The organism is Paucibacter sediminis, from assembly GCF_030254645.1.
GTDB classification, from domain to species: domain Bacteria; phylum Pseudomonadota; class Gammaproteobacteria; order Burkholderiales; family Burkholderiaceae_C; genus Paucibacter_B; species Paucibacter_B sediminis.
Genome location: NZ_CP116346.1, coordinates 2645486 through 2669136, shown reverse-complemented (window position 1 = coordinate 2669136; position 23651 = coordinate 2645486). Strand labels below are relative to the sequence as shown.

The following is a 23651-nucleotide window of genomic DNA, read 5'->3' as shown; positions in this document are numbered from 1 at the left end:
TGCAAGTAACAAACTCTCGGCTGCCTGACCAAGAATCTGCCCCCTGAACAGAACATCAGGAGACCGGCCCATGTCCACCCTCGAGCAAGCCAGCCCCGCGCTGCGCGACTACAAGCTCTCCGACAACCTGGGCGCGCGCTCGGGCCAGGTCTTCCTCACCGGCACCCAGGCCCTGGTACGCCTGCTGCTGGCGCAAAAGGCACTGGACGAGCGCGCCGGGCTGAAGACGGCCGGTTTCGTCTCCGGCTACCGCGGCTCGCCGCTGGGCATGGTGGACCAGCAACTCTGGAAGGCCAAGAAGTTCCTAGACGCGGCGCAGATCAACTTCCTGCCCGCCATCAACGAAGACCTGGCCGCCACCGCCTGCCTGGGCGTGCAGCGCGTGGCGCTGGATCCCAAGCGCACCGTCGACGGCGTGTTTGCCATGTGGTACGGCAAGGGCCCGGGCGTGGACCGCTCGGGCGATGCGCTCAAGCATGGCAATGTCTATGGCACGTCCACCCAGGGTGGCGTGCTGGTGGTGTGCGGCGACGACCATGGCTGCGTCTCCTCCTCCACGCCGCACCAGAGCGACCAGGCCCTGCAGGCCTGGAGCATGCCCATCGTGCACCCTGCCAATGTGGCCGAGTACCTGGAGTTCGGCCTCTACGGCTGGGCGCTGAGCCGCTTCTCCGGCGCCTGGGTCGGCTTCAAGGCGATCTCCGAGGTGGTGGAGTCGGGCATGACGGTGGACCTGGACAGCGTGCCGCTGGACTTCGAGCTGCCGGTCGACCACGTGCCCCCCACCAACCTGCACATCCGCACGGTGGACCTGCCCTCGCTGGAGCTGGAGACCCGGCTGGCGCACAAGCTCGACGCGGTGCGCGCCTTCGCCAAGCTCAACAGCATCGACAAGCACATCGTGGTGAGCCCGCGCGCCACGCTGGGCATCGTCACCGTCGGCAAGGCGCATTACGACTTCATGGAGGTGCTGCGCCGCCTCGATCTGGACCCGAATGCGCTGGCCGCGGCCGGCGTGCGCGTCTACAAGGTGGGCCTGGTGTTTCCGCTGGAGACCAGCCGCATGGCCGAGTTCGCCCAGGGGCTCACCGACATGCTGGTGATCGAGGAGAAAGGCCCGGTGGTGGAGCGCCAGATCAAGGAGCTGCTTTACCACCTGCCCGACGCCCAGCGCCCGCGCGTGATCGGCAAGACCGATGAACATGGCGCCGCCGTGCTCTCGGCACTTGGCGAACTGCGCCCCTCGCGCATCATGAACACGGTGGCCGACTGGCTGGCCCGCCTGAATCCGGCGCTGGACCGCCGCCATCTGGTGGTGGACTTCCTCACCCCCTGCCTGCTCAGCAACGAGGCCGATGGCGTGCGCCGCCAGCCCTATTTCTGCTCGGGCTGCCCGCACAACACCTCCACCAAGCTGCCCGAGGGCTCGCGCGCCCTGGCCGGCATCGGCTGCCACTTCATGGCCAGCTGGATGGAGCGCGGCACCTCGGGCCTGATCCAGATGGGCGCCGAGGGCGTGGACTGGGCCGCGCACAGCCGCTTCACCACCGAGAAGCATGTGTTCCAGAACCTCGGCGACGGCACCTACTACCACAGCGGTTATCTGGCGATCCGCCAGGCCATCGCCGCCAAGACCAATATCACCTACAAGATCCTCTACAACGACGCCGTGGCAATGACCGGCGGCCAGCCGGTGGACGGCTCGACCAGCGTGCCGCAGATCGCGCGCCAGGTGGAGGCCGAGGGCGTGAAGCGCCTGGTGGTGCTCTCCGACGAGATTGGCAAGTACGACGGCCACCATGGTCTCTTCCCGGCCGGCACCACCTTCCACGACCGCAGCGAGCTCGACCAGGTGCAGCGCGAGCTGCGCGAGATCGAGGGCGTGACGGTGCTGATCTACGACCAGACCTGCGCCGCCGAGAAGCGCCGCCGGCGGAAGAAGAAGGAGTTCTACGACCCGCCCAAGCGCATCTTCATCAACGAGGCGGTGTGCGAGGGCTGCGGCGATTGCGGCCAGGCCAGCAACTGCCTCTCGGTGGTGCCGGTAGAGACCGACTGGGGCCGCAAGCGTGCCATCGAGCAGAGCTCGTGCAACAAGGATTTCTCCTGCGTCAACGGCTTCTGCCCCAGCTTCGTCTCGGTCCATGGTGCCCAGCTGAAGAAGCGCGCCGGCGCCAGCTACAGCCCGCAAGACCTGGCACGCGAACTCGCCGCCATCGGCAGCCCCGCGGCCTGGGACTGGACCGGCCCCTTCGACCTGCTGGTGACCGGCGTGGGCGGCACCGGCGTGGTGACGGTGGGCGCACTCGTCTCGATGGCGGCCCATCTGGAAGGCAAGCAGGCCTCGGTGCTGGACTTCATGGGCTTTGCGCAAAAGGGCGGCTCGGTGCTGTCCTTCGTGCGCGTGGCGCCGACGCAGGACCTGCTCAACCAGGTGCGCATCGACACCCAGCAGGCCGATGTGCTCTTGGCCTGCGATATGGTGGTGGGCGCCTCGCCCGACGCGCTGGGCACCGTCAAGCCCGGCCGCACCGTGATCCTGGCCAACACGCATGAGCTGCCCACGGCCGGCTTTGTGCGCAACCCCGATGCCAGCCTGCATGCCGGCGGCCTCTTGGCCAAGATGCAGCATGCGGTGGGCGGCCAGGCCGAGCTGCTCGCCACCGTGGATGCCCAGGCGATTGCCCAGCAGCTGATGGGCGACACCATGCCCAGCAACATCATCATGCTGGGAGCCTGCTGGCAGCGTGGCCTGATCCCCCTGAGCGAGGCCGCGCTGATGCGCGCCATCGAGCTCAATGGCGTGGCCGTGGAGGGCAACAAGACCGCCTTCGCGCTGGGCCGCCTGGCCATCGCCGCGCCCGAGGCCTTGCGTCGCCTGGCCGGCACACCGCAGGGCCTGGTGCAGGTGCTGAACTTCGACAAGCTCGACGGCGAGGACGGCCTGATCGCACGCCGCGCCGCCTTCCTCAGCGACTACCAGGACCGCGCCTATGCCGAGCGCTACCTGCGCCTGGTGGAACGCGTGCGCAAGGCCGAAGCCGAACTGGGCGAAGCCGGCAAGGCCGAACGCCTCAGCAAGGCGGTGGCACGCTACTACGCCAAGCTGCTGGCCATCAAGGACGAGTACGAGGTGGCGCGCCTCTACACCGATGGCAAGTTCGAGAAGGCGATGAAGGAACAGTTCGAGAACTGGGATTCGCTGTCCTTCCACATGGCCCCACCCCTGCTGTCAAAACCTGGCCCCGATGGCAAGGCCAAGAAGCTGGAACTGGGCAGCTGGACCTTCAAGGCCTTCCAGGTGCTGGCCAAGCTGAAGGGCTTGCGCGGCGGCATGCTGGACCTCTTCGGCAAGACCGAGGAGCGCCGCATGGAGCGCCAGCTGATTGCCGACTACGAGGCCCTGGTCGACGAACTGCTCAAGCACCTCAGCGCGGACAAGCTGGAGCTGGCCGTCAAGCTGGCCCGCCTGCCCGAGACCATCCGCGGCTACGGCCATGTCAAGCTGGCCAATGTGGTGACAGTGCGCGCGCAGTGGAAGGACCTGCTGGATCGCTTCCATGGCCGCGCGGCCGAACCGGTGGCGCAGGTGGTGGCGATGCCGCAGCGCGTGAAGGGCGTGGCGGAGCTCTAAGCCCCCTGCCTCGAGAACCGCTGCCGATACTGCTCCGGCGTGATACCCGCATGCCGGCGCAGGCTGCGCTGCAGGCTGTCCACCGAGCCGAAGCCGGCTTTTTGCGCGACGCGCTCGAGCGGCCAGACGCTGCGCTCCAGATGGGTTTTGGCGCGCTCCAGCCGCAAGGCCTCGACAAAGCGCGCCGGGGTCTGGCCGGTCTCGGCCAGAAAGAGGCGCGCGAAATGGCGCTCGCTCATGCTGGCGCGTTCGGCCAGGGCCGCCACGCTGAGGTCGCGCTCGGGGTGCTCCACCATCCACAGCAGCAAGTCGGCCAGGCGGTCGCCGCCGGCCTGCGCCTGGGCCTGCAGGCCGGCAGAGTACTGTGACTGGCCGCCCGGGCGGCGCAGATAAAGCACCAGATGGCGCGCCACCGCGAGCGCGATCGGCTGGCCCAGATCGGCCTCCACCAGGGCCAGGGCCAGGTCGATGCCGGCCGAGATGCCGGCCGAGCTGTAGAAGGGCGGGTCGGCCACGAAGATCGCGTCGGGCTCCAGGCGCAGGCGCGGGTACATGCGCGCCAGCTGCTCGCAGAACCGCCAGTGCGTGGTGACGCGGCGCTCGTCGAAGAGCCCCGCCGCCGCGAGCGCAAACGCCCCCGTGCAGACACTGCCCATGCGCCGCACCTGCGGCGCCTTTTTGCGCAGCCAGGGCAGCAGGCTGGCGGCCCAATCGCGCCCCTCCAGATCACCATCGTTGCCGCCCACCACCAGCACGGTGTCGAGCGGGCCGCGTAGCGCCGCCAGCGCGGTGCTGGGGCCCAGCTGCAGGCCGGAATTGCAGCGCACCATGCCACCCTCGGGCGAAGCCAGCACGACGAGATAGGGCGGCGCTGCCTGCCCGGCCACCTGGGCAAATTGATTGGCCTTGCTGAAGACCTCCCAGGGCCCGGTCACGTCCAGCGACTGGCAGCCCTCGTAGGCCACCAGCAGCACCGTCTTGGTTTTCTCTGGCATGGCAGTTTTTGCGGTCATTGCGTCAGTTCTGCCAGCATAGCCCCAACTAAGCTGGGCGCATGAAAACCCCCAACGCCTTCCGCTTCACCCTGTTGCAAGCCAGCGAGCGCCGCGTCGCCCTGCTGGTGCTGTGCCAGGCCCTGTTCGTGTGCGCCTCGGCCATCGGCCTCACGCTCACCGGCCTGGTGGGCAGCATGCTGGCACCGAGCCGCGCGCTGGCCACCCTGCCCTATGCGCTGGTGACGGTGGCCACGGCGCTGAGCACCGTCCCGGTCTCGCTGCTGGCTCGGCGCTGGGGCCGGCCGCGCGTGTTCCAGCTGGGGGCCCTGGCCGGCGCCTGCGGCGGTGCCCTGGCCAGTTGGGCCATCGTGCGCAATGACTTCCTGCTGTTCTGCACCGCGAATCTGGCGCTCGGCGCTTTTGCGGCCAGCGCGCAGTTCTACCGCTTCGCGGCCACCGAGGCAGCAAGCGCCACCTTCAAGGCCCAGGCCATCGGCTGGGTGACCGGCGGCGGCGTGCTGGCGGCCGTGCTGGGCCCCACCCTGGCGGCGCTGGCACGCGAGGCGGTGCCGGGCCACAGCTTTGCCGGCTCGTATCTCGCGGTGGTGGCGCTGGCCCTGCTCTCCATCCTGGTGCTGAGCCGGCTGCGCGGCGGCACGGCGGCCCCGGTGCTCGCCGCGGGCGCGCCCACACCGCTGCTGCAACTGCTGCACCGCCCGGCCTTTCTGGTGGCGGCATGCGGCTGCGCCGTGGGTGCCGCCAGCATGATGTTCGTGATGACGGCAACGCCTTTGGCGGTGGTGGGCTGCGGCCTGCCGGTGACGGTGGCCGCCGGCGTGATCCAGTGGCATTTGATGAGCATGTACGCGCCCGGCTTCTTCAGCGGCCGATTGATCGCCCGCTGGGGTGTGACGCGGGCGCTGTGGCTGGGCAGCGCGGCCATGGCCGGTGGCAGCCTGGTGGCCTTGAGCGGCCAGAGCGCCTGGCAGTTCGGCCTGGCCCTGATGCTCAATGGCGCCGGCTGGAACTTCATGTTCGTGGGTGGCAGTGCGCTGCTGGCCGAGACCTTTGCACACGACAGCCTGGCCGACCGCACACGCGCCCAGGCCGCCAACGAGTTCCTGGTCGCCGCCATCGTCGCCATCGCTGCGATGGCCTCGGGCTGGGTCTTCGACGGCTGGGGCTGGGGCCATGTCAACGGCCTGATCTGGCCCCTGCTGGCCCTGGCCGCGGGCAGCGCGCTGTGGCTGCAGCGGCGGCAAGACCTGACCCTGGACCTGACGAAGACGCGTCTCAGACGCGCTTGAACGGCCCGCTGGCCAGCCAGCGCTCGATCTGCGCCTGGCGGTCCTGGCCCCAGAAGGGCTCGCCGTCGACGATGCAGTAGGGTGCGCCGAACACGCCGGCCGCCAGCGCGGCCTCGTTCTCGGCCTTGAGTCGCTGCTTCCAGCGCTCATCGCCCCAGGCCGCCTCGGCGGCAGCGGCATCCAGCCCGCTCTCGCCCGCCAGGGCCTTGAGCGCCACCACGTCGTTGAGCGCCACGCCGCGCGTGAAATAGGCGCGCAGCCCGGCATGGGCCCAGGCCACCGCGGCATCGTGCCCCTGGCTCTCGTGCAGCCACCAGAACACGCGGGCGGCATGCTGTGTGGCAATCGGGAAGGCGCCGGGCTGCCGATAGGGCAGGCCGGCGAAATGCGCCGAACGCTCGAAGTCGCGCAGCGCGTAGTCGCGCTTGAGCGGATAGGCGACCGGCGGTTTCAACTCCGCCGCCTGGAACAGCACGCCCAGCAGGATGGCGTGCCATTGCACGCGCCGGCCATGGCGCGCCGCCACGGCGTCGATCCACTCCGACGCGATGTAGGAATAGGGCGAGGAGAAGTCGAAGTAGAACTGGATCGGCGCATGCTGTCGGGCGAGCCCGGACGATGCTGGCAAGGCGGCTTCTGGCAAGGCGTGACCTACGCTGGCTGGCGGCGCACAAGGCCGCGATGAGCCCCAACTCTACGCCCATTGCCGGCCGCCACCATGCAAGTTAGCGGTATCCAGCCGGCGCGCGAAGTGCCACATTGCGCCACCTGTGTCGCCCTCGGCACGGGGCAGCGAGGAGATGGACGCCATGTACAAGCCACGCAGACCTTCCGCCACCGCGGCCATGGGCGCCATGAGCGCCCTGCTGCTGAGCCTGGCCTTGCTCGCCGGGCCGGCGCGAGCCACCAGCTTCTCCTTCAGCGGCAGCTTCAGCAGCGACGATCAGCTCGCGGTCTTCAACATCCTGCTGCCCGCGCCGGGCGAGCTCCAGCTGCTGACCCTGTCCTATTCGGGCGGCAGCAACGCCGCCGGTGAGACGATCGCGCCGGGCGGCTTTGCGCCGGTGCTGACGCTGTTCGACGCCACGGGCAGCCAGATCGGCGGCAATGTCGGCTCGTCCAATACCTGCGGCATCAGCTTCTGCTGGGATGCGAGCTACAGCCTGCCGGGTGCGCCGGCCGGGCAATACCTGTTGGTGCTCTCGCAGGATGGCAACAACCCGGTCGGGCAGTTGGCCGACGGCTTCTCGATGAGCGGGCAGCCGCATTACACGGCGCAGTACGCGGGCCTGCCGGACGACCCGAGCCTGCACTTCATCCAGGTCGACGGCACGCAGCGCAGCGGCCACTGGGCGCTGGACCTGCGCCTGGATGGCGAGGTCAGCGCCGTGCCCGAACCGGGCGCCGGCGCCTTGCTGGCGGCCGGCCTGGCGTTGCTGGCGGCGCTGCGGCGTCGCCGGCGCGGCCCAGCCGCAGGATCCACCCCCGCCCTCGCCCTTCTTCACCAGGAGCCGTCATGAGCACCACCTGCAAGCCGCTGCCCAGCCCGATCGCCGCCGCGATCGCATGCGCCCTGTTCAGCCTCAGCGCCCACGCGCTCGATGCCCCGCTGGCCGCGGACGCGCACATCAGCAGCGCCATGCCGGCGGCCAATTTCGGTGCCGTGACGACGCTCAACGTCGGGGCGGGCGCGCTGGGCCTGCTGCGCTTCGACCTGTCGACGCTGCCGGCCGCCACCACCGCGGCCAAGGTGGTGTCGGCCCGCCTGCTGCTCTACGTCAACCGCGTTGGCAGCGCCGGCGCGATCGATGTGACGCCGGCCTTCTCGGCCTGGAGCGAGGCCACCGTGACCAGCGCAACGGCCCCGGTGCTGGGCGCGCCGACGGCATCCGGCGTGCCGGTCTCCACGGCCAACCAGTTCATCAACGTGGACCTCACGGCCCTGGTCAAGCAATGGGTCAACAACCCGGGCTCCAACTACGGCCTGGCCCTGACGCCCGCGCTCGCGGCACCGGCCACGGTGGCCTTCTTCGACAGCAAGGAGAACACCGCCACGGCGCATGTGGCGCGGCTGGACATCACGCTGTCCGACCAGGGGCCGATCGGCCCGATGGGTCCGGCCGGTGCGACGGGGCCGCAGGGGCCCATGGGCCTGCCGGGGCCGACCGGCGCGCAGGGGCAGGCCGGAGCGCAGGGCCCGGTAGGCGCCACCGGGCCGCAGGGGCCCACGGGGGTGGTCAGCATCGGCGCCTGGAACGGCCAGACGACGCAGACCGTGCTCAGCAACACGGCCTATACCGCCATCGGGCCGAGCGTCAGCTTGACGACGACGGCCGGCCAGCGCATCTCCGCCAGCGGCTCATGGACCTTCGTGCCGACCGCCAGCAACAGCGTGCGCGTCGACATCTGCTATCGGTCCAGCGGCGGCACAACCGTGCAGTCACCCGGCGTCGGCTACAAGGTGATTCCGGTGACGGCGAACGTGCACGCGCTGGCGGCCGTCAGCACCAGCTTTGTGCCCGGTGCAGGCAGCTGGGTGATCGGCCCCTGCGTGCGCCAGAACAGCGGCGCCAACACGCTCAACACCACCACCGACGACTGGAGCACCGGCTGGGCCATGGTCAGCAACTGAGCGCCACGGCCCCGCCCCCTGAAGCCCTTCAGCCCAGGGCGCGGCCGATGAGGATCTTCTGCACTTCGGAGGTGCCCTCGTAGATCTGGCACACGCGCACATCGCGGTAGATGCGCTCGACCGGGAAGTCGCTCACATAGCCGTAGCCGCCATGCACCTGGATGGCGTCCGAGCAGACGCGCTCGGCCATCTCGGTGGCAAAGAGTTTGGCCATCGCCGCCTGCTTGAGACAGGGCTGGCCGGCGTCCTTGAGGCTGGCGGCATGCCAGATCAACTGGCGCGCGGCCTCGATCTGGGTGGCCATGTCGGCGAGCTTGAACTGGATCGCCTGGTGGTTGAAGATGGGCTGGCCGAAGGAGCTGCGCTCCTTGCTGTACTTGAGCGCCGCCTCGAAGGCCGCGCGCGCCATGCCCACCGCCTGCGAGGCAATGCCGATGCGGCCGCCCTCCAGACCCGAGAGCGCGATCTTCAGGCCCTGGCCCTCCTCGCCCAGCAGATTGGCGGCCGGGATGCGGCAGTTCTCGAACAGGATCTGCGCCGTGTCGCTGGCATGCTGGCCCATCTTGTCCTCGATGCGCGCCACCACATAACCGGGCGTGTTGGTGGGCACGAGGAAGGCGCTGATGCCCTTCTTGCCGGCGGCCTTGTCGGTGACGGCCATCACGATGGCCACGTCGCCGTTCTTGCCGCTGGTGATGAACTGCTTGACGCCGTTGAGCACATAGTGATCGCCGTCACGCACCGCGGTGGTCTTGAGCCCGCCCGCCTCCGAACCCACATGCGGCTCGGTGAGGCAGAAGGCGCCCAGCATCTCACCGCGCGCCAGGGGCTTGAGGAAGCGCTGCTTCTGTTCCTCGTTGGCGAAGGCCATCAGGATCGAACAGACCGGGCAGTTGTTGACGCTCACCACGGTGGAGGTGGCGCCGTCGCCGGCGCCGATCTCTTCCAGGATGATGGCAAGCGCCAGATAGTCCAGGCCCGCGCCGTCGTACTCGGTGGGCACGGCCACGCCATAGCAACCCAGCTCCGCCAGGCCCTTGAGTTCGGCGGCCGGGAAATGGTGGCTCTTGTCCCATTCGGCTGCCTTGGGGGCAATCTGGTCCTGCACAAAGGCGCGCACGGCGTCTTGCACCGCGCGATGGTCGTCACTCAAAAGCATAGGGTCGTCTCACCAGGCCAGGGCTTGGCCGTCGTAATTGAAAAAGCCGCCGTTGTGGGCGGGCTTGAGGGTGGCCAGCACGGTGCGCATGCCGGCCACGCTGGTGGCCACATCGATGTCGGCGCCTTCGCCGCCCATCTCGGTGCGCACCCAGCCGGGGTGCAGGCTGATGCAGATGGCCTGGTCCTGCAGCAGCAGCGAGGCGTCCTTGAGCACCGAATTCACCGCCGCCTTGGAGGCGCGATAGAGCCAGCCGCTGCCGCTGCTGCGCAGGCCGATGGAGCCCATGCGCGAGGAGATGATGGCCAGCCTGGCGCCCGGCGCGAGTGCCTCGCTCAGCTGCGGCAGCACGCGCATGGGCCCCAGCACATTGGTGTGCATCACCGCATCAAAGTCGGCCTCGCTGGGCGTCTGCAGGCCGGCGATGCGCGGCCCGTAGACACCGGCCACGATGACGACCTCGTCGAACTGGTGGCCGTCGATCTGCCAAGCCAGGCCGGCAGCGCTGGCCGTGTCGGCCACATCGAGCCGGAGCGCGCTGGCGCCCAGCTCGCGCAGGCGCGCCAGGCCCTCCTCGCTGCGGGCCGTGGCCACCACCTGGGCACCGGCGGCGCGGTACTGGCGCACGAACTCGAGGCCTATGCCCCGCGAAGCGCCGATGACCAGGGCCTTGCTCATCAGAGCAGTTCCACGCCGACCGCAGTCGCTTCGCCGCCGCCGATGCACAGCGCCGCCACGCCGCGCTTCAGGCCGCGGTGCTTCAGCGCGCCCAGCAGGGTGACGATGATGCGGGCGCCCGAGGCACCGATCGGGTGGCCCAGCGCGCAGGCGCCACCGTTCACGTTGACGATCTCGTGCGGCAGCTTGAACTCGGCCATCGCCGCCATCGTGACGGCGGCAAACGCTTCGTTGACTTCCCACAGATCCACGCTCTTGGCATCCCAGCCGTTCTTGGCCAGCAGCTTCTGGATCGCGCCCACCGGGGCGGTGGTGAACCATTCCGGCGCATTCGCGTGCACGGCCGTGCCGACGATGCGCGCCACCGGGGCCAGGCCCAGCTTGGCGGCGGTGCTCTCGCGCATCAGCACCATCGCGGCGGCGCCGTCGGAGATGCTGGACGAGGTGGCGGCGGTGATGGTGCCGTCCTTCTTGAAGGCGGGCTTGAGGCCGGCGATCTTGTCGAGCTTGGCCTTGAAGGGCTGCTCGTCCTTGTCGAACACGGTGTCACCGGCGCGGCCGGCCACCGTCACCGGGGCGATTTCCCAGGTGAAGCTGCCGTCGGTGTTGGCGCGCTTGGCACGCTCGGTGGAGGCGATCGCGAAGGCGTCCTGCGCCTCGCGCGTGAACGCGTACTTGGCCACGCATTGCTCGGCGAACACGCCCATGGCCTTGCCGCGCTCGTAAGCGTCTTCCAGGCCGTCCAGGGCCATATGGTCATACATCTGCGCGGCGCCGTACTTCACGCCCTTGCGCGCGAACATCAGGTGGGGCGCATTGGTCATCGATTCCATGCCGCCGGCGATCAGGATGTCGGCGCTCTCGGCCTTCAGGGTGTCGTGCGCAAACATGGTGGCGCGCATGCCGGCGCCGCACATCTTGGACAGCGTCACCGCGCCCACCGATTGCGGCAGGCCGGCCTTGAGCACGGCTTGGCGTGCCGGGGCCTGGCCCTGGCCGGCCATCAGGCAGTTGCCGATGAAGGCTTCCTGGATGGCGTCGCCGGGCACGCCGGCACGCTCGACCGCGGCCTTGATGGCCACGGCGGCCAGCTCCCAGGCCTGCAGGCCCGAGAAATCACCCAGCAGGCCACCGATGGGCGTGCGGGCGGCGGAGACGATGACGATGGAGTCGGACATGAGAGTTCTCCTACAAAAAAGACTTACTGGATCGGCAGTTCGCGATGCTCGGGCTCGGCCAGCACCGGTAGTGCCTTGCCATGCCTGGCATAGAAGCGCTTGTGCGCCTCATAGGGGAAGACGTCGTGCACATGGCCGGCCAGGATGCGCTGCTTGTGGCCCTGCCAGAACTCGGCGTCGAGAAGATCGGCGTGGTGGCGCATGAAGACCTCGCGCACACCCGGGTGGCCCAACAGAAAGGGGCCGAAGGTTTCGGGAAAGACGTCGCGCGGCCCCACCCGGTACCAGATCTCGCCCGACATTTCTTCCTCCTCGTTGCGCGGCGCGGGCACACGGCGGAAGTTGCAGTCGGTCAGGTATTCGATCTCGTCGTAGTCGTAGAACACGACCTTGCCGTGGCGTGTGACGCCGAAGTTCTTCCACAGCATGTCACCGGGGAAGATGTTGGCGGCCACCAGGTCCTTGATGGCATTGCCGTACTCGATCACCGCATGCTCCAGCTGCTGCGGCGTGGCTTCCTGGATGTAGATGTTGAGCGGCACCATGCGGCGCTCGATGTAGACATGCTTGAGCACCAGGTCATCGCCCTGCTCTTCCAGCAGGCTGGGGCAGAACGCCTTCAGCTCGGCGATCAGCTCTTCCTCGAAGCGGTAGCGCGGGAAGGCGACGTTGCTGTACTCCAGCGTGTCGGCCATGCGGCCCACCCGGTCGTGCTGCTTCACCAGCAGGTACTTGCTCTGGATGAGCTCGCGCGAGGTCTCCTTCTGTGCCGGGAAGAAGTCCTTGATGAGCTTGAAGACGAAGGGGTAGCTGGGCAGGTCGAACACCAGCATCACCATGCCCTTGATGCCGGGCGCGATGCGGAACTTGTCGCTGCTGTGGCGCAGGTGGTAGAGGAAGTCGCGGTAGAACAGGTTCTTGCCGTGCTTCTGCAGGCCGATCGCGCTGTAGAGCTCGGCGCGCGGCTTGCGGGGCATCATCGAGCGCAGGAACTGCACGTAGGCGCTGGGCACCTCCATATCCACCATGAAGTAGGCACGCGCAAAGCTGAACAGCATCAGCAACTCGTCCTCGCCGAACAGCGCCGCATCGATCTGCAGCAGACCGCGCTCGTTGTGCAGGATCGGCAGGGCGAACGGCGTCTCGGTGAAGCCGTTGATGATCTTGCCCACCAGGTAGGCGCCCTTGTTGCGATAGAACAGCGACGAGAGCACCTGGATCTGGAAATTGGTACGCCAGCGGAACAGGCCCAACTCGCGCTGCACCGCGCTCAGCACATGGTCGGCGTCGCGACCCAGATCCTCGAACTCGCGCTCGAGCTGGAAGTTGTTGACGATGCGCACCATGGTCTCGTGCATGGTCTCGCGCGTCGGGTAGTAGCAGCGGAAGGTGGGCTTGGCGGCGGGCTCTTCGTTCTCGATGTATTCGGTGGAGACGGCCGGCCGCACAAAGATGAAATCGTTGTGGAAATAGCTGTGGTGCAGGATGCGCGTGCACACCGAGTTGAAGAAGGTCTCGGCCAGCTCGGGCTGGTGGTGGTTGGTGAGCAGGCCGATGTAGTGCAGCTTGACCTGCTGCCAGACCTCCATCTCCAGCCGGCTGGCCTGGAAGCGCTCCTCCAGCAGCGCGATGCCCTCGTCCACGCGCTTGTCGTAGAACTCGATGCGCTCGCGCTGGGCCCGCTGCTGGCCATGCCAGTCGCCGCGCTCGAAGCGCTGTTTGGCCGCGGCCGAGGTGGCGCGGAACAGGCGGTAATGGCGATTGAAGCCACCGAGCATGGTCTGCGCGATCTCGAAGGCGCGCGAGTCGGTGAGCTTCTGGGGGAACATCGCGGCTCTGTGCTGAGGGTCAGTCCGCCGAGCTTATCCGGGCCCGCTCGTAGCGGGCCTTGACGGCACTCAAGGCTTTCTGGAAGGCCGCGGCCAATTGGTCCGCGGCGGCCACCGTGATGCGCAGATCCTCCAGCAGGCCGTTGTGCAGGCCATAGACCCAGCCATGCACCACCACCTCCTGGCCGCGCGCCCAGGCGTCCTGCACCACCGTGGTCTGGCAGGCATTGCGGGCCTGCTCCAGCACGTTCAGCTCGCACAGGGCGTTGACGCGCTGGTTGGCGTCGATGCTGTCCAGCCATTCGTGATGGTGGTTGCGCACGTCCTGCACATGGCGCAGCCAGTTGTCCACCAGGCCGGTGCGCATGTCCAACAGGGCCGCACGCACGCCGCCGCAGTTGGAATGGCCCACCACGATGATGTGCTTGACCTTCAGCGCGTCCACCGCGAACTGCATCACCGAGAGGCAGTTGAGGTCCGAGTGCACCACCACATTGGCAACATTGCGGTGCACGAACAGCTCGCCCGGCAGCAGGTTCACCAGCTCATTCGCCGGCACGCGGCTGTCGGCGCAGCCTATCCACAGGTATTGCGGCGTCTGCTGCTTGAGCAGGCGCGAGAAAAACCCGGGTTCGCGCGCCTCGGTCTCGGCGGCCCAATGCTTGTTGCTGTCCAGCAGTTCTTGAAGTTCAGTACTCATGGCGGCATTGTCGCGGTGGCGGCGGGTCGCTGTGCTTACATGGTCTCCGCGAACAGCTCGCGGCCGATCAGCATGCGGCGGATCTCCGAGGTGCCGGCGCCGATTTCATACAGCTTGGCATCGCGCCACAGGCGGCCCAGCGGGTATTCGTTGATATAGCCGTTGCCGCCAAAGATCTGCACGCCCTCGCCGGCCATCCAGGTTGCCTTTTCGGCGGTCCAGAGGATCACCGAGGCGCAGTCCTTGCGCACCTGGCGCACATGCTCGCTGCCCAGCAGGTCGAGGTTCTTGGCCACCGTGTAGGCAAAGCTGCGGCCGGCCTGCAGCACGGTGTACATGTCCGCCACCTTGCCCTGGATGAGCTGGAACTCGCCGATGCTCTGGCCGAACTGCTTGCGGTCGTGGATGTAGGGGATGACGTTGTCCATCACGCTTTGCATGATGCCCAGCGGGCCGCCGGTGAGCACGGCACGCTCATAGTCCAGGCCCGACATCAGCACCTTGGCGCCGCCGTTCACCGCACCCAGCACGTTCTCGGCCGGCACCTCGACGTTCTGGAACACCAGCTCGCCGGTATGGCTGCCGCGCATGCCCAGCTTGTCGAGCTTCTGCGCGATCGAGAAACCCTTCATGCCCTTCTCGATCAGGAAGGCGGTGACGCCGCGCGCACCCAGCTCGGGCTCGGTCTTGGCGTAGACCACCAGGGTGTCGGCGTCGGGGCCGTTGGTGATCCACATCTTGTTGCCGTTAAGCAGGTAAACCCCACCCTTGTCCTCGGCCTTGAGCTTCATGCTGATAACGTCGGAGCCGGCGCCCGGCTCGCTCATCGCCAGCGCGCCCACATGCTCGCCGCTGATCAGCTTGGGCAGGTACTTGGCCTTCTGCGCCGCATTGCCGTTGCGGTTGATCTGGTTCACACAGAGGTTGCTGTGCGCGCCGTAGGACAGGCCCACCGAGGCCGAACCGCGGCTGATCTCCTCCATCGCCACCATATGCGCCAGATAGCCCATATTGGCGCCGCCGTACTCCTCGGACACGGTCACGCCCAGGATACCCAGCTCGCCCATCTTGCGCCACAGATCCATGGGGAACTGGTCGCTGTGGTCGATCGCCGCGGCACGCGGGGCGATCTCGGCGTCGGCAAAGGCGCGCACGGTGTCGCGCAGCGCGTCGATGTCTTCGCCGAGTTGGAAGTTCAGGCCGGGCAGATTCATGGTTTGTCTCCTACTTTTCAATCAATGTTTGAGGCCGTCGCGGCCCAGAACCGTCATCACGGTGGCGCTCATGGTCGCCACCAATTTTTCTTCGCCGCCGGCCTCGAAACCATAGGCACGGCCCTCGACCACGCTGATGGTACGACCGGCCTTGGCCACCTGGCCCTCGAAGCGGAACAGCGGCCCGCGCGCCGGCGCAAGCAGATTGATCTTGAATTCGATCGTCAACACCGCCGCATCGGCCGGCATCAGGCTGTAGGCGGCATAGCCGCAGGCCGAGTCCAGCGCCGTGGACACGATGCCGGCATGCAGGAAGCCGTGCTGCTGGCACAACTCGGGCTTGTGCGCCATGGTGATCACCACCCTGCCAGCCTCCACCGCGCCCAACTCCGCGCCCAGCGTCTTGTGCATCACCGCCTGCAGGGCGAAGGAATCGCGCACCCGCTGGGCGTAATGCTGATCCGCTGCTTGCATGGGTCGGCTCCTGCTTGGGTTGACTTACGTTTACGTAAACGTCAATTGTAAGGGCTCAGCAGCGTCCGGCGCCCCCTGCAGAATTACCTAAGCACTTATCAGAGGAAGCGTTCCAGCAGCTTCTTGGAGCCACGATCCAGCGCGAAGCGATCCTGCACCATGAATTGCAGTCCGTGGCTGGTGGTGATGAGCAGACGCCCCTCGCCCAGGCGGCGGATGTCTTCCTCGGTCTTGAGGATGAAGCTGGCCTCGCCGCGGTCGGTCTCCACCGTCCAGAGGCTGGGGGTGGAGAAGGTCGAAACCTTTTTCAGCCGCGTCACCGTGGGGGTGAACTCGCGGGCGGCGAATTCGCTCTCCAGCAGCTCGCGCTCGGCCTTGGGCAGGGCCGAGAGGCGGTCAATCCAGGCCAGCTCATGGCCGTCCGGCCCGACCAGGGAGACGCCCTCGTCGGGCGCCGAGATCGGGTGGGCGCGCACCGGGTTCACGCCCACATGCTCGACACCCTCGGCATCGATCAGCACCAGGCGCCCATAGGCGTTGCGGGCGAGTTGCTGGTAAGGGGGAGTCGTCGTCATGCTCATGCGGCCTCCGCCGTGTGGGCGCTGGGGTTGGGCAGGGTGATAGGCTCGGGCTCGCCCTCGTCCATGCGGCGCGCCTGTGCCTCGTAGAGGCGCCAGTAGGCACCCTGCTTGGCCATCAACTCGTCGTGCGGGCCCACTTCCACCACCTGGCCGCGGTCCATCACCACCAGGCGATCGGCCTTGCGCAGCGTCGAGAGGCGGTGGGCAATGGCGATGGTGGTGCGGCCCTGCACCAGATTGTCCAGCGCCTTCTGGATCTCCTTCTCGGTCTCGGTGTCCACCGAGGAGGTGGCTTCGTCGAGGATCAGCAGGCGCGGGTTGATCAGCAGCGCGCGCGCAATCGAGATGCGCTGGCGCTCGCCGCCCGAGAGGCCCTGGCCGCGCTCGCCCACCAGCGAGTCGTAGCCCTGCGGCAGGCGCAGGATGAATTCATGCGCATGGGCGGCGCGCGCCGCGGCCACGATCTCCTCGCGCGTGGCCTCGGGCTTGCCGTAGGCGATGTTCTCGGCAATCGTGCCGAAGAACAGGAAGGGCTCCTGCAGCACCAGGCCGATGTGCTGGCGGTAGTCGGCCACGCCGATGCGGCGCAGGTCCACGCCGTCCACCTTGATCGAACCCTCGGTGACGTCGTAGAAGCGGCAGATCAGGTTCACCAGCGTGCTCTTGCCCGAGCCGCTGTGGCCCACCAGGCCGATCATCTCGCCCGGCTGGATGTCTAGGCTCAGGCCGCGGATGACGGCGCGGTTGCCGTAGCGGAAACCGATGTCCTGCATCTGGATGCCGCCCCTGACCTGCTCCAGCTTGGTCGGGTTGACGGGCTCCGGCACATTCGATTGATGGTCGAGGATGTCGAAGATGCGCTTGGCGCCGGCGGCGGCCTTCTGCGTCACCGAGACGATGCGGCTCATCGAATCCATGCGGCCATAGAAGCGGCCGATATAGGCCAGGAAGGAGGTCAGCACACCGACCGTGATGTCCTGCTTGGAGACCAGGTAGATGCCGAAGGCCCAGACCACCAGCAGGCCCATCTCGGTGAGCAGCGAGACGGTGGGGCCGAACAGGCTCCAGGTCTTGTTGAGCCGGTCATTGACCTGCAGATTGTTCTGGTTGGCGTCCTTGAAGCGCTTGGCCTCGCGCCGCTCCTGGGCAAAGGCCTTGACCACACGGATGCCGGGAATGGTGTCGGCCAGCACGCTGGTGACCTCGCCCCAGACCCGGTCGATCTTCTCGAAGCCGGTGCGCAGGCGATCGCGCACCAGGTGGATCATCCAGGCGATGAAGGGCAGCGGCACCAGGGTGGCCAGCGCCAGCCAATGGTTGATGGAGAACAGGATGATGGCCGTCATCGCCAGCATCAGCACGTCGGTGATGAAGTCCAGCGCATGCAGGGAGAGGAACACGCTGATGCGGTCGGTCTCGGAGCCGATGCGCGACATCAGGTCGCCGGTGCGCTTGTTGCTGAAGTACTCCAGCGAGAGGCTCAGCAGGTGCTCGAAGGTGTTGGTGCGCAGGTCGGCGGCGATGCGCTCGGAGACCAGCGCCAGGATATAGGTCTTGGCCCAGCCCAGGATCCAGGACACCAGGCCCGCGCCCAGCAGGCCGCTCAGGTACAGGGCCACCAGCCAGGGGTCGATCTTGTGGCCCTGCTGGAAGGGGATCAGCACCTCGTCCATCAGCGGCCGGTACAGATAGGGGCCGACCAGGGTGGCGCCGGTGGCGCCCAACATGAGCAGAAAACCCAGCAAGAGCTGACCCTGGTAGGGCCGCGCAAAGCGCCACAGACGCAGCAACACCCAGGTGGAGGGCGGCGTGTGCAGCTCGCGCGCGCAGGTGGGGCATTCCTCGTTGTCGGGCGGCGGCGGCAAGGGAGCGTGGCAGCTGGGGCAGAACTCCAGCTCCTCGGCCTGGGCGCGCTCGGGCTCGTCACGGCGCTCGAAAGCCTCCTGCCAGCGCTGCGCCTGCAAATTGATCTGCAAGGTGAAGCGCCACTGGGCCAGGCGTTGCGTTTGATCCACAAGTTCCAGGCAACCGACCCCGGCATGGTCCGAAATCTTCATCGCCAGGCCCGGGTGCAGCGCCCATTCCGACCATTGGCGCGTGCCCGCATCCCAGGCCAGCAGGCGTTTGTTGGTGAGCACTAACAAGCTGCGCGCAAAGCGCAGCTGCGCGTCCAGGTCAACCTCCAGCGGGGCTACAACGTTCTCGTCTCTCGTGAGACGCGCCTGCAAGGTAGCCAATTCCGGATGCTGGTCCGGCGCGCCGTCGGGATGGTGATGCTGCATTTTGTGTTGTGCCAACTTCGCCCCGAGAGGGCCATGTTGCTGTGTTTGAGCGCTGATTTTCACTCAGAAGGACGCTGGCCAGCACCGGCGCGTATCAGAAGCAGGCGCTAACACCCCCGCCGCCAAACTCACCCCCGGTTGAGCGCACAATTGCGCCTTGCCTTTTTCCCAGCCCTTGCAAAGCCCCGACCCAGGCCCCTCACCCATGAGCAGACACGACGACATCAAGCTTTTGCGCGTCAACTATTTGCGGGGTCCCAATATGTGGACCTACCGCCCGGTCCTCGAAGTCTGGTTGGATCTGGGCAAGCTGGAGGACTTCCCCTCCAACCTGCTGCCGGGTTTCAACGATCGCCTCACCCATCAGCTGCCGGCCCTGATCGAGCACCATTGCGGCGTGGGCGAGCGCGGCGGCTTCATGCAGCGCCTCACCGAGGGCACCTGGATGGGCCATGTGCTGGAGCATGTGGTGATCGAGTTGCTGAACCTGTCGGGCATGCCCACCGGCTTCGGCCAGACCCGCAGCACCTCCGCCACCGGCGTCTACCGCATGGTGTTCCGCGCCCGCGACGAGCAGGTGGCGCGTGCCGCCCTGGCCGAGGGCCATGCGCTGCTGATGGCCGCCATCAACGCCGAGGCCTTTGACGTGAGCGCCGCTGTCGCCCGCGTGCGCGACAAGGTGGACGATTGCTACCTCGGCCCCAGCACCGCGGCGATCGTCGCTGCGGCGACGGATCGCCGCATCCCCCATATCCGCCTGAACGACGGCAACCTCGTGCAGCTGGGCCATGGCGCGCGCCAGCGCCGCATCTGGACGGCCGAGACCGACATGACCAGCGCGATCGCCGAAGGCATTGCGCGCGACAAGGACCTCACCAAGAGCCTGCTCAAGTCGGTGGGCGTGCCGGTGCCCGAGGGCCAGGCGGTGAAGAACGCCGACGAGGCCTGGGAAGCCGCCCAGGACCTGGGTCTGCCGGTGGTGGTGAAGCCCTCCGACGGCAACCACGGCCGCGGCGTCACCCTGGACCTGAAACGCGAGGCCGATGTGCGCGCCGCCTTCGAGCTGGCCGAGCGCAATGGCTCCGAGGTGCTGGTGGAGCGCAACATCCCCGGCAACGAGCACCGCCTGTTGGTGGTGGGCGGATCGGTGGTGGCCGCCGCGCGTGGCGACGAGGCCTGGATCACCGGCGACGGCAAGCACACGGTCGTGCAACTGGTGGATCAGCAGATCAACACCGACCCGCGCCGTGGCCTCACCGAAGACTTCCCGCTGAATCGCATCGACGTGCCCGAGGATGCCGTCATCCTGCTCGACCTGCAGCGTCAAGACCTGACCCCCGATGCCGTGCCGGCGACCGGACAGCGCGTGCTGATCCAGCGCAACGGCAATGTGGCGATCGACTGCACCGCCCAGGTCCACCCCGAGGTGGCCCATGTGGTCTCGCTGGCGGCACGCACCATCGGGCTGGACATCGCCGGCGTCGATCTGGTGAGCGAAGACATCTCCAGGCCGCTCTCGGAAACCGGCGGCGCCATCGTCGAGGTGAACGCCGGCCCCGGCCTCCTGATGCACCTGAAGCCCGCCGAGGGCATGCCCCAGCCGGTCGGTCAGGCCATCATCGACCACCTCTTCGCCGAGGACGAGAACGGCCGCATCCCCATCGTCGGCGTGACCGCCTCTGCAGGCGGCCAGCACATTACCCGCCTGGTGGCCTGGCTGCTGCACCTGAACGGCCGCCATGTGGGCCTGGCCTGCAACGACGGCCTCTTCCTCGGCACCCGCCGGGTCGAGAAGAAGCCCAGCGCGCGCTGGGATGCCGCCCACCGTCTGCTGATGAACCGCGGCGTGGACGCCGTGGTGGTGCAGAACAGCGCCGCCACCATCCTCACCGACGGCCTGGCCTATGACCGCTGCCAGGTCGGCGTGGTTACCGACACCGCCGCACTGGGCCAGCTGGACGAGCACGACATCCGCACCCACGACCAGCTCTTCAAGGTGCTGCGCACCCAGATCGACGTGGTGCTGTCCGACGGCGCTGCGGTGCTGAACGCCGCCGACCCGCAGCTGGTGGAAATGGCCGAGCTCTGCGATGGCGAGGTGGTGTTCTACGCGCTCGACAGCGACGCCCTCGCCGCCCACCGCGACAAGGGCGGCCGCGCGGTCTTCCTGCAGGGCGGCGCCGCGGTGCTGGCGCAAGGCGCCTCCGAAACCTCGGGCGCCAATATCGAGGCCCTGATGAAGCGCTTCGCCGCCGCCGGCCAGGCCACCGATGCGGCCACCCTGCTGGCCGCCGTGGCCACCGCCTGGGCCCTCAACATCTCCCCCGAACTGATCTCGGCCGGCCTGGACACCTTCGTGCCCGAACTCGCCCAATAAGCAACCCACATAGAAGACCGAGCACCATGGAAGTCTCTCGCACCCGAGCCCTGCGTGGCCCCAATATGTGGAGCCGTCACACCGCCATCGAGGCGGTGGTGATGTGCAACGAAGCCGAACGCTCCATCACCGACATGGCCGGCTTCGAGGCCCGCCTGCGCGCCCTCTTCCCCAGCATCGGTGCCCTGCGGCCGGCCAGCGCCCAGCGCGTCGCGATCTCGCTGGCCCATGTGCTGGAGCAGGCCACCCTGGCTCTGCAGGCCCAGGCCGGCTGCCCGGTGACCTTCAGCCACACCCATGTGACCTCCGAAGAGGGCACCTACCAGGTGGTGGTCGAGTACAGCGAGGAAGACGTGGGCCGCCTGGCCTTCGAGCAGGCCGTGCGCCTGGTTAGCGCCGCCATGGACGGCGGCACGTTTGACAGCGAGGCCGTGCTGGCCAAGCTGCGCGAGCTTGACGAAGACGTGCGCCTGGGCCCCTCCACTGGCTCCATCGTCGATGCCGCGGTGAAGCGCGGCGTGCCCTTCCGCCGCCTCACCCAGGGCAGCCTGGTGCAGTTCGGCTGGGGCGCCAAGCAGCGCCGCATCTGGGCCGCCGAGGTCGACGCCACCAGCGCGGTGAGCGAGTCGATCGCCCAGGACAAGGATCTCTCCAAGCGCCTGCTGCAATCGGCCGGCGTGCCGGTGCCCATCGGTGCGCCGGTGGACACGCCCGACGAGGCTTGGGCGGTGGCCGAAGAGATCGGCCTGCCGGTGGTGGTGAAGCCGGTGGACGGCAACCAGGGCAAGGGCGTGACCGTCAACGTGACGACGCGCCAGCAACTCGATGAGGCCTACAAGGCCGCCGACGAGATCGGCCAGGTGATGGTGGAGAAGTTCCTGCCCGGCAGCGACTACCGCCTGCTGGTGATCGGCGACAAGCTGATCGCCGCCGCGCGCCGCGATCCCCCGCATGTGATCGGCGACGGCGTGCACACCGTCAAGCAGCTGGTCGACAAGGTCAACGCCGACCCCAAGCGCGGCGACGGCCATGCCACCTCGCTCACCAAGATCCGCTTCGACGACATCGCCGTGGCGCGCCTCGTCCAGCAAGACCTGACCCCCGAATCCGTGCCCGAGAAGGGCCGCCGCGTGATCCTGCGCAACAACGCCAACCTCTCCACCGGCGGCACCGCCACCGATGTGACCGACGATGTGCATCCCGATGTGGCGGCACGCGCCGTGGCCGCCGCCCAGGTGGTGGGCCTGCATGTCTGCGGCGTCGACGTGGTGGCCGAGAGCGTGCTGCGCCCGCTGGAGGAGCAGAGCGGCGGCATCGTCGAGGTGAATGCCGCGCCCGGCCTGCGCATGCATCTCTCGCCCAGCTATGGCAAGGGCCGCAATGTCGGCGAGGCCATCATCAGCCACCTCTACGGCCATGGCCAGAAGAGCGAAGACGGCCGCATCCCGGTGGTGGCCGTCACCGGCACGAATGGCAAGACCACCACCTCGCGCCTGATCGCCCATCTGTTCGCCACCATGGGCCTGCGCGTGGGCATGACGAATACCGACGGCGTCTATGTGGACGGCCGCCAGATCGACAGCGGCGATTGCTCGGGCCCCAAGAGCGCGCGCAATGTGCTGATGCACCCCGACGTCGAAGCGGCCGTGTTCGAGACCGCGCGCGGCGGCGTGCTGCGCGAGGGCCTGGGCTTCGACCGCTGCCAGGTGGCGGTGGTCACCAACCTCGGCGAGGGCGACCACCTGGGCATGAACTTCCTCAACACCGTGGAAGAGCTGGCCCTGGTGAAGCGCGTGATCGTGCAGAACGTGGCACCCAGCGGCTATGCGGTGCTGAACGCCGCCGACCCGGTGGTGGCCAATATGGCCAGCGTCTGCCCGGGCCAGATCATCTATTTCGCCGCCGACCGCCACCACCCGCTGATGGCCACCCACCGTGCCCAGGGCAAGCGCTGCGTCTATGTGGATGGCGATCAATTGGTGGCCGCGCAGGGCTCCTGGCGCGAAAGCATCCCGCTGCGCGACATCCCCATCACCCGCCACGGCAGCATCGGCTTCCAGGTCGAGAACGCCATGGCCTCGGTGGCGGCGGCCTGGGGCGTGGGGCTGGACTGGGACACCATCCGCCGCGGCGTCGGCAGCTTTGCCAACGATGCCGACAACGCGCCCGGCCGCTTCAATGTGATGGACTACCGCGGCGCCACCGTGATCGCCGACTACGGCCACAACGGCGATGCGATGCGCGCCCTGGTTGCCGCCGTGCAGGCCATGCCGGCCAAGAAGCGCTCGGTGGTGATCTCGGGTGCCGGCGACCGCCGCGACGAGGACATCCGCATCCAGACCCAGATCCTCGGCGATGCCTTCGACGACGTGCTGCTGTTCCAGGACGCCTGCCAGCGCGGCCGCGAGGACGGCGAGGTGCTGGCGCTGTTGCGCCAGGGTCTGGAAGGCGCCAAGCGCGTGAGCCACGTCGACGAGATCCGCGGCGAGTTCATCGCCATCGACACCGCGCTGGCGCGCCTGCAACCGGGCGACCTCTGCCTGGTGCTGGTGGACCAGGTGGAAGAGGCGCTGGCGCATCTGGCGCAGCGCATCAGCGCGGGCTGAGTCGG

General features: G+C 68.0%; 17 protein-coding genes. 6 read left to right on the top strand and 11 right to left on the bottom strand.

From position 1 onward, the window contains the following. Positions 1-70: 70 nt before the first annotated feature. Entirely contained in the window at positions 71-3634 is a 3564-nt protein-coding gene (locus tag PFX98_RS12380) for an indolepyruvate ferredoxin oxidoreductase family protein (protein ID WP_285230811.1), read from the top strand. Here the strand turns inward: PFX98_RS12380 and PFX98_RS12375 are convergent. Beyond that, entirely contained in the window at positions 3631-4629 is a 999-nt protein-coding gene (locus tag PFX98_RS12375; protein WP_285230810.1) for a GlxA family transcriptional regulator, read from the bottom strand. The two genes, PFX98_RS12380 and PFX98_RS12375, sit on opposite strands and share 4 nt — an antisense overlap. A gap of 59 nt (positions 4630-4688) precedes the next feature. Here PFX98_RS12375 and PFX98_RS12370 point away from each other — a divergent pair, with 59 nt between their 5' ends. Further along, positions 4689-5936 carry an MFS transporter gene (locus PFX98_RS12370; RefSeq protein WP_285230809.1) on the top strand — a complete coding sequence of 416 codons (1248 nt, stop codon included), beginning with the start codon at positions 4689-4691 and terminating at the stop codon, positions 5934-5936. On the opposite strand, the gene PFX98_RS12365 is transcribed toward PFX98_RS12370, so the two are convergent. Then, positions 5923-6564, bottom strand: coding sequence for a 2-hydroxychromene-2-carboxylate isomerase (locus PFX98_RS12365; protein WP_285230808.1), 642 nt, complete (start codon positions 6562-6564; stop codon positions 5923-5925). The two genes, PFX98_RS12370 and PFX98_RS12365, sit on opposite strands and share 14 nt — an antisense overlap. A gap of 181 nt (positions 6565-6745) precedes the next feature. On the opposite strand from PFX98_RS12365, the gene PFX98_RS12360 reads away from it, so the two are divergent. After that, positions 6746-7456: a DVUA0089 family protein gene (locus PFX98_RS12360; protein ID WP_285235510.1), complete on the top strand. Its 711-nt coding sequence runs from the start codon at positions 6746-6748 to the stop codon at positions 7454-7456. Further along, complete coding sequence (locus tag PFX98_RS12355) at positions 7453-8568, top strand: DNRLRE domain-containing protein (RefSeq protein WP_285235509.1); 1116 nt, start codon at positions 7453-7455, stop codon at positions 8566-8568. Before PFX98_RS12360 ends, PFX98_RS12355 begins: the two co-directional genes overlap by 4 nt. Positions 8569-8596: 28 nt before the next feature. On the opposite strand, the gene PFX98_RS12350 is transcribed toward PFX98_RS12355, so the two are convergent. From PFX98_RS12350 to PFX98_RS12310, 9 genes are all read right to left on the bottom strand, one after another. Next, complete coding sequence (locus PFX98_RS12350; RefSeq protein WP_285235508.1) at positions 8597-9727, bottom strand: acyl-CoA dehydrogenase family protein; 1131 nt, start codon at positions 9725-9727, stop codon at positions 8597-8599. Positions 9728-9736: 9 nt separating this feature from the next. Beyond that, positions 9737-10405 (bottom strand): SDR family oxidoreductase, encoded by a 669-nt coding sequence (locus PFX98_RS12345; RefSeq protein WP_285235507.1) that lies wholly within the window; start codon positions 10403-10405, stop codon positions 9737-9739. Then, a complete protein-coding gene (locus PFX98_RS12340; RefSeq protein WP_285235506.1) occupies positions 10405-11583 on the bottom strand; it encodes an acetyl-CoA C-acyltransferase in 1179 nt (392 codons plus the stop codon). The genes PFX98_RS12345 and PFX98_RS12340 overlap by 1 nt, the downstream gene beginning before the upstream one ends. Positions 11584-11606: 23 nt before the next feature. Further along, positions 11607-13412 carry a bifunctional isocitrate dehydrogenase kinase/phosphatase gene (gene aceK, locus PFX98_RS12335; protein WP_285235505.1) on the bottom strand — a complete coding sequence of 602 codons (1806 nt, stop codon included), beginning with the start codon at positions 13410-13412 and terminating at the stop codon, positions 11607-11609. 19 nt (positions 13413-13431) lie between these two features. After that, positions 13432-14112 (bottom strand): carbonate dehydratase, encoded by a 681-nt coding sequence (gene can, locus PFX98_RS12330; protein WP_285235504.1) that lies wholly within the window; start codon positions 14110-14112, stop codon positions 13432-13434. Between the two features lie 35 nt (positions 14113-14147). Then, on the bottom strand, positions 14148-15326 hold the full coding sequence (locus PFX98_RS12325; protein ID WP_285235503.1) for an isovaleryl-CoA dehydrogenase: 1179 nt from the start codon (positions 15324-15326) through the stop codon (positions 14148-14150). 21 nt (positions 15327-15347) lie between these two features. Further along, positions 15348-15800 carry a PaaI family thioesterase gene (locus PFX98_RS12320; protein WP_285235502.1) on the bottom strand — a complete coding sequence of 151 codons (453 nt, stop codon included), beginning with the start codon at positions 15798-15800 and terminating at the stop codon, positions 15348-15350. A gap of 98 nt (positions 15801-15898) precedes the next feature. Further along, the gene (locus PFX98_RS12315; protein ID WP_425334686.1) at positions 15899-16375 is read right to left on the bottom strand and encodes a cyanophycin metabolism-associated DUF1854 family protein; all 477 of its coding nucleotides are present in this window, start codon (positions 16373-16375) and stop codon (positions 15899-15901) included. A gap of 2 nt (positions 16376-16377) precedes the next feature. Next, positions 16378-18663, bottom strand: coding sequence for a cyanophycin metabolism-associated ABC transporter (locus PFX98_RS12310; protein WP_285235500.1), 2286 nt, complete (start codon positions 18661-18663; stop codon positions 16378-16380). Positions 18664-18868: 205 nt separating this feature from the next. Between PFX98_RS12310 and PFX98_RS12305 the strand changes: the two genes are divergently transcribed. Continuing rightward, positions 18869-21040: a cyanophycin synthetase gene (locus PFX98_RS12305; protein ID WP_285235499.1), complete on the top strand. Its 2172-nt coding sequence runs from the start codon at positions 18869-18871 to the stop codon at positions 21038-21040. A gap of 26 nt (positions 21041-21066) precedes the next feature. Next, on the top strand, positions 21067-23646 hold the full coding sequence (cphA, locus tag PFX98_RS12300; RefSeq protein ID WP_285235498.1) for a cyanophycin synthetase: 2580 nt from the start codon (positions 21067-21069) through the stop codon (positions 23644-23646). Positions 23647-23651 lie beyond the last annotated feature (5 nt).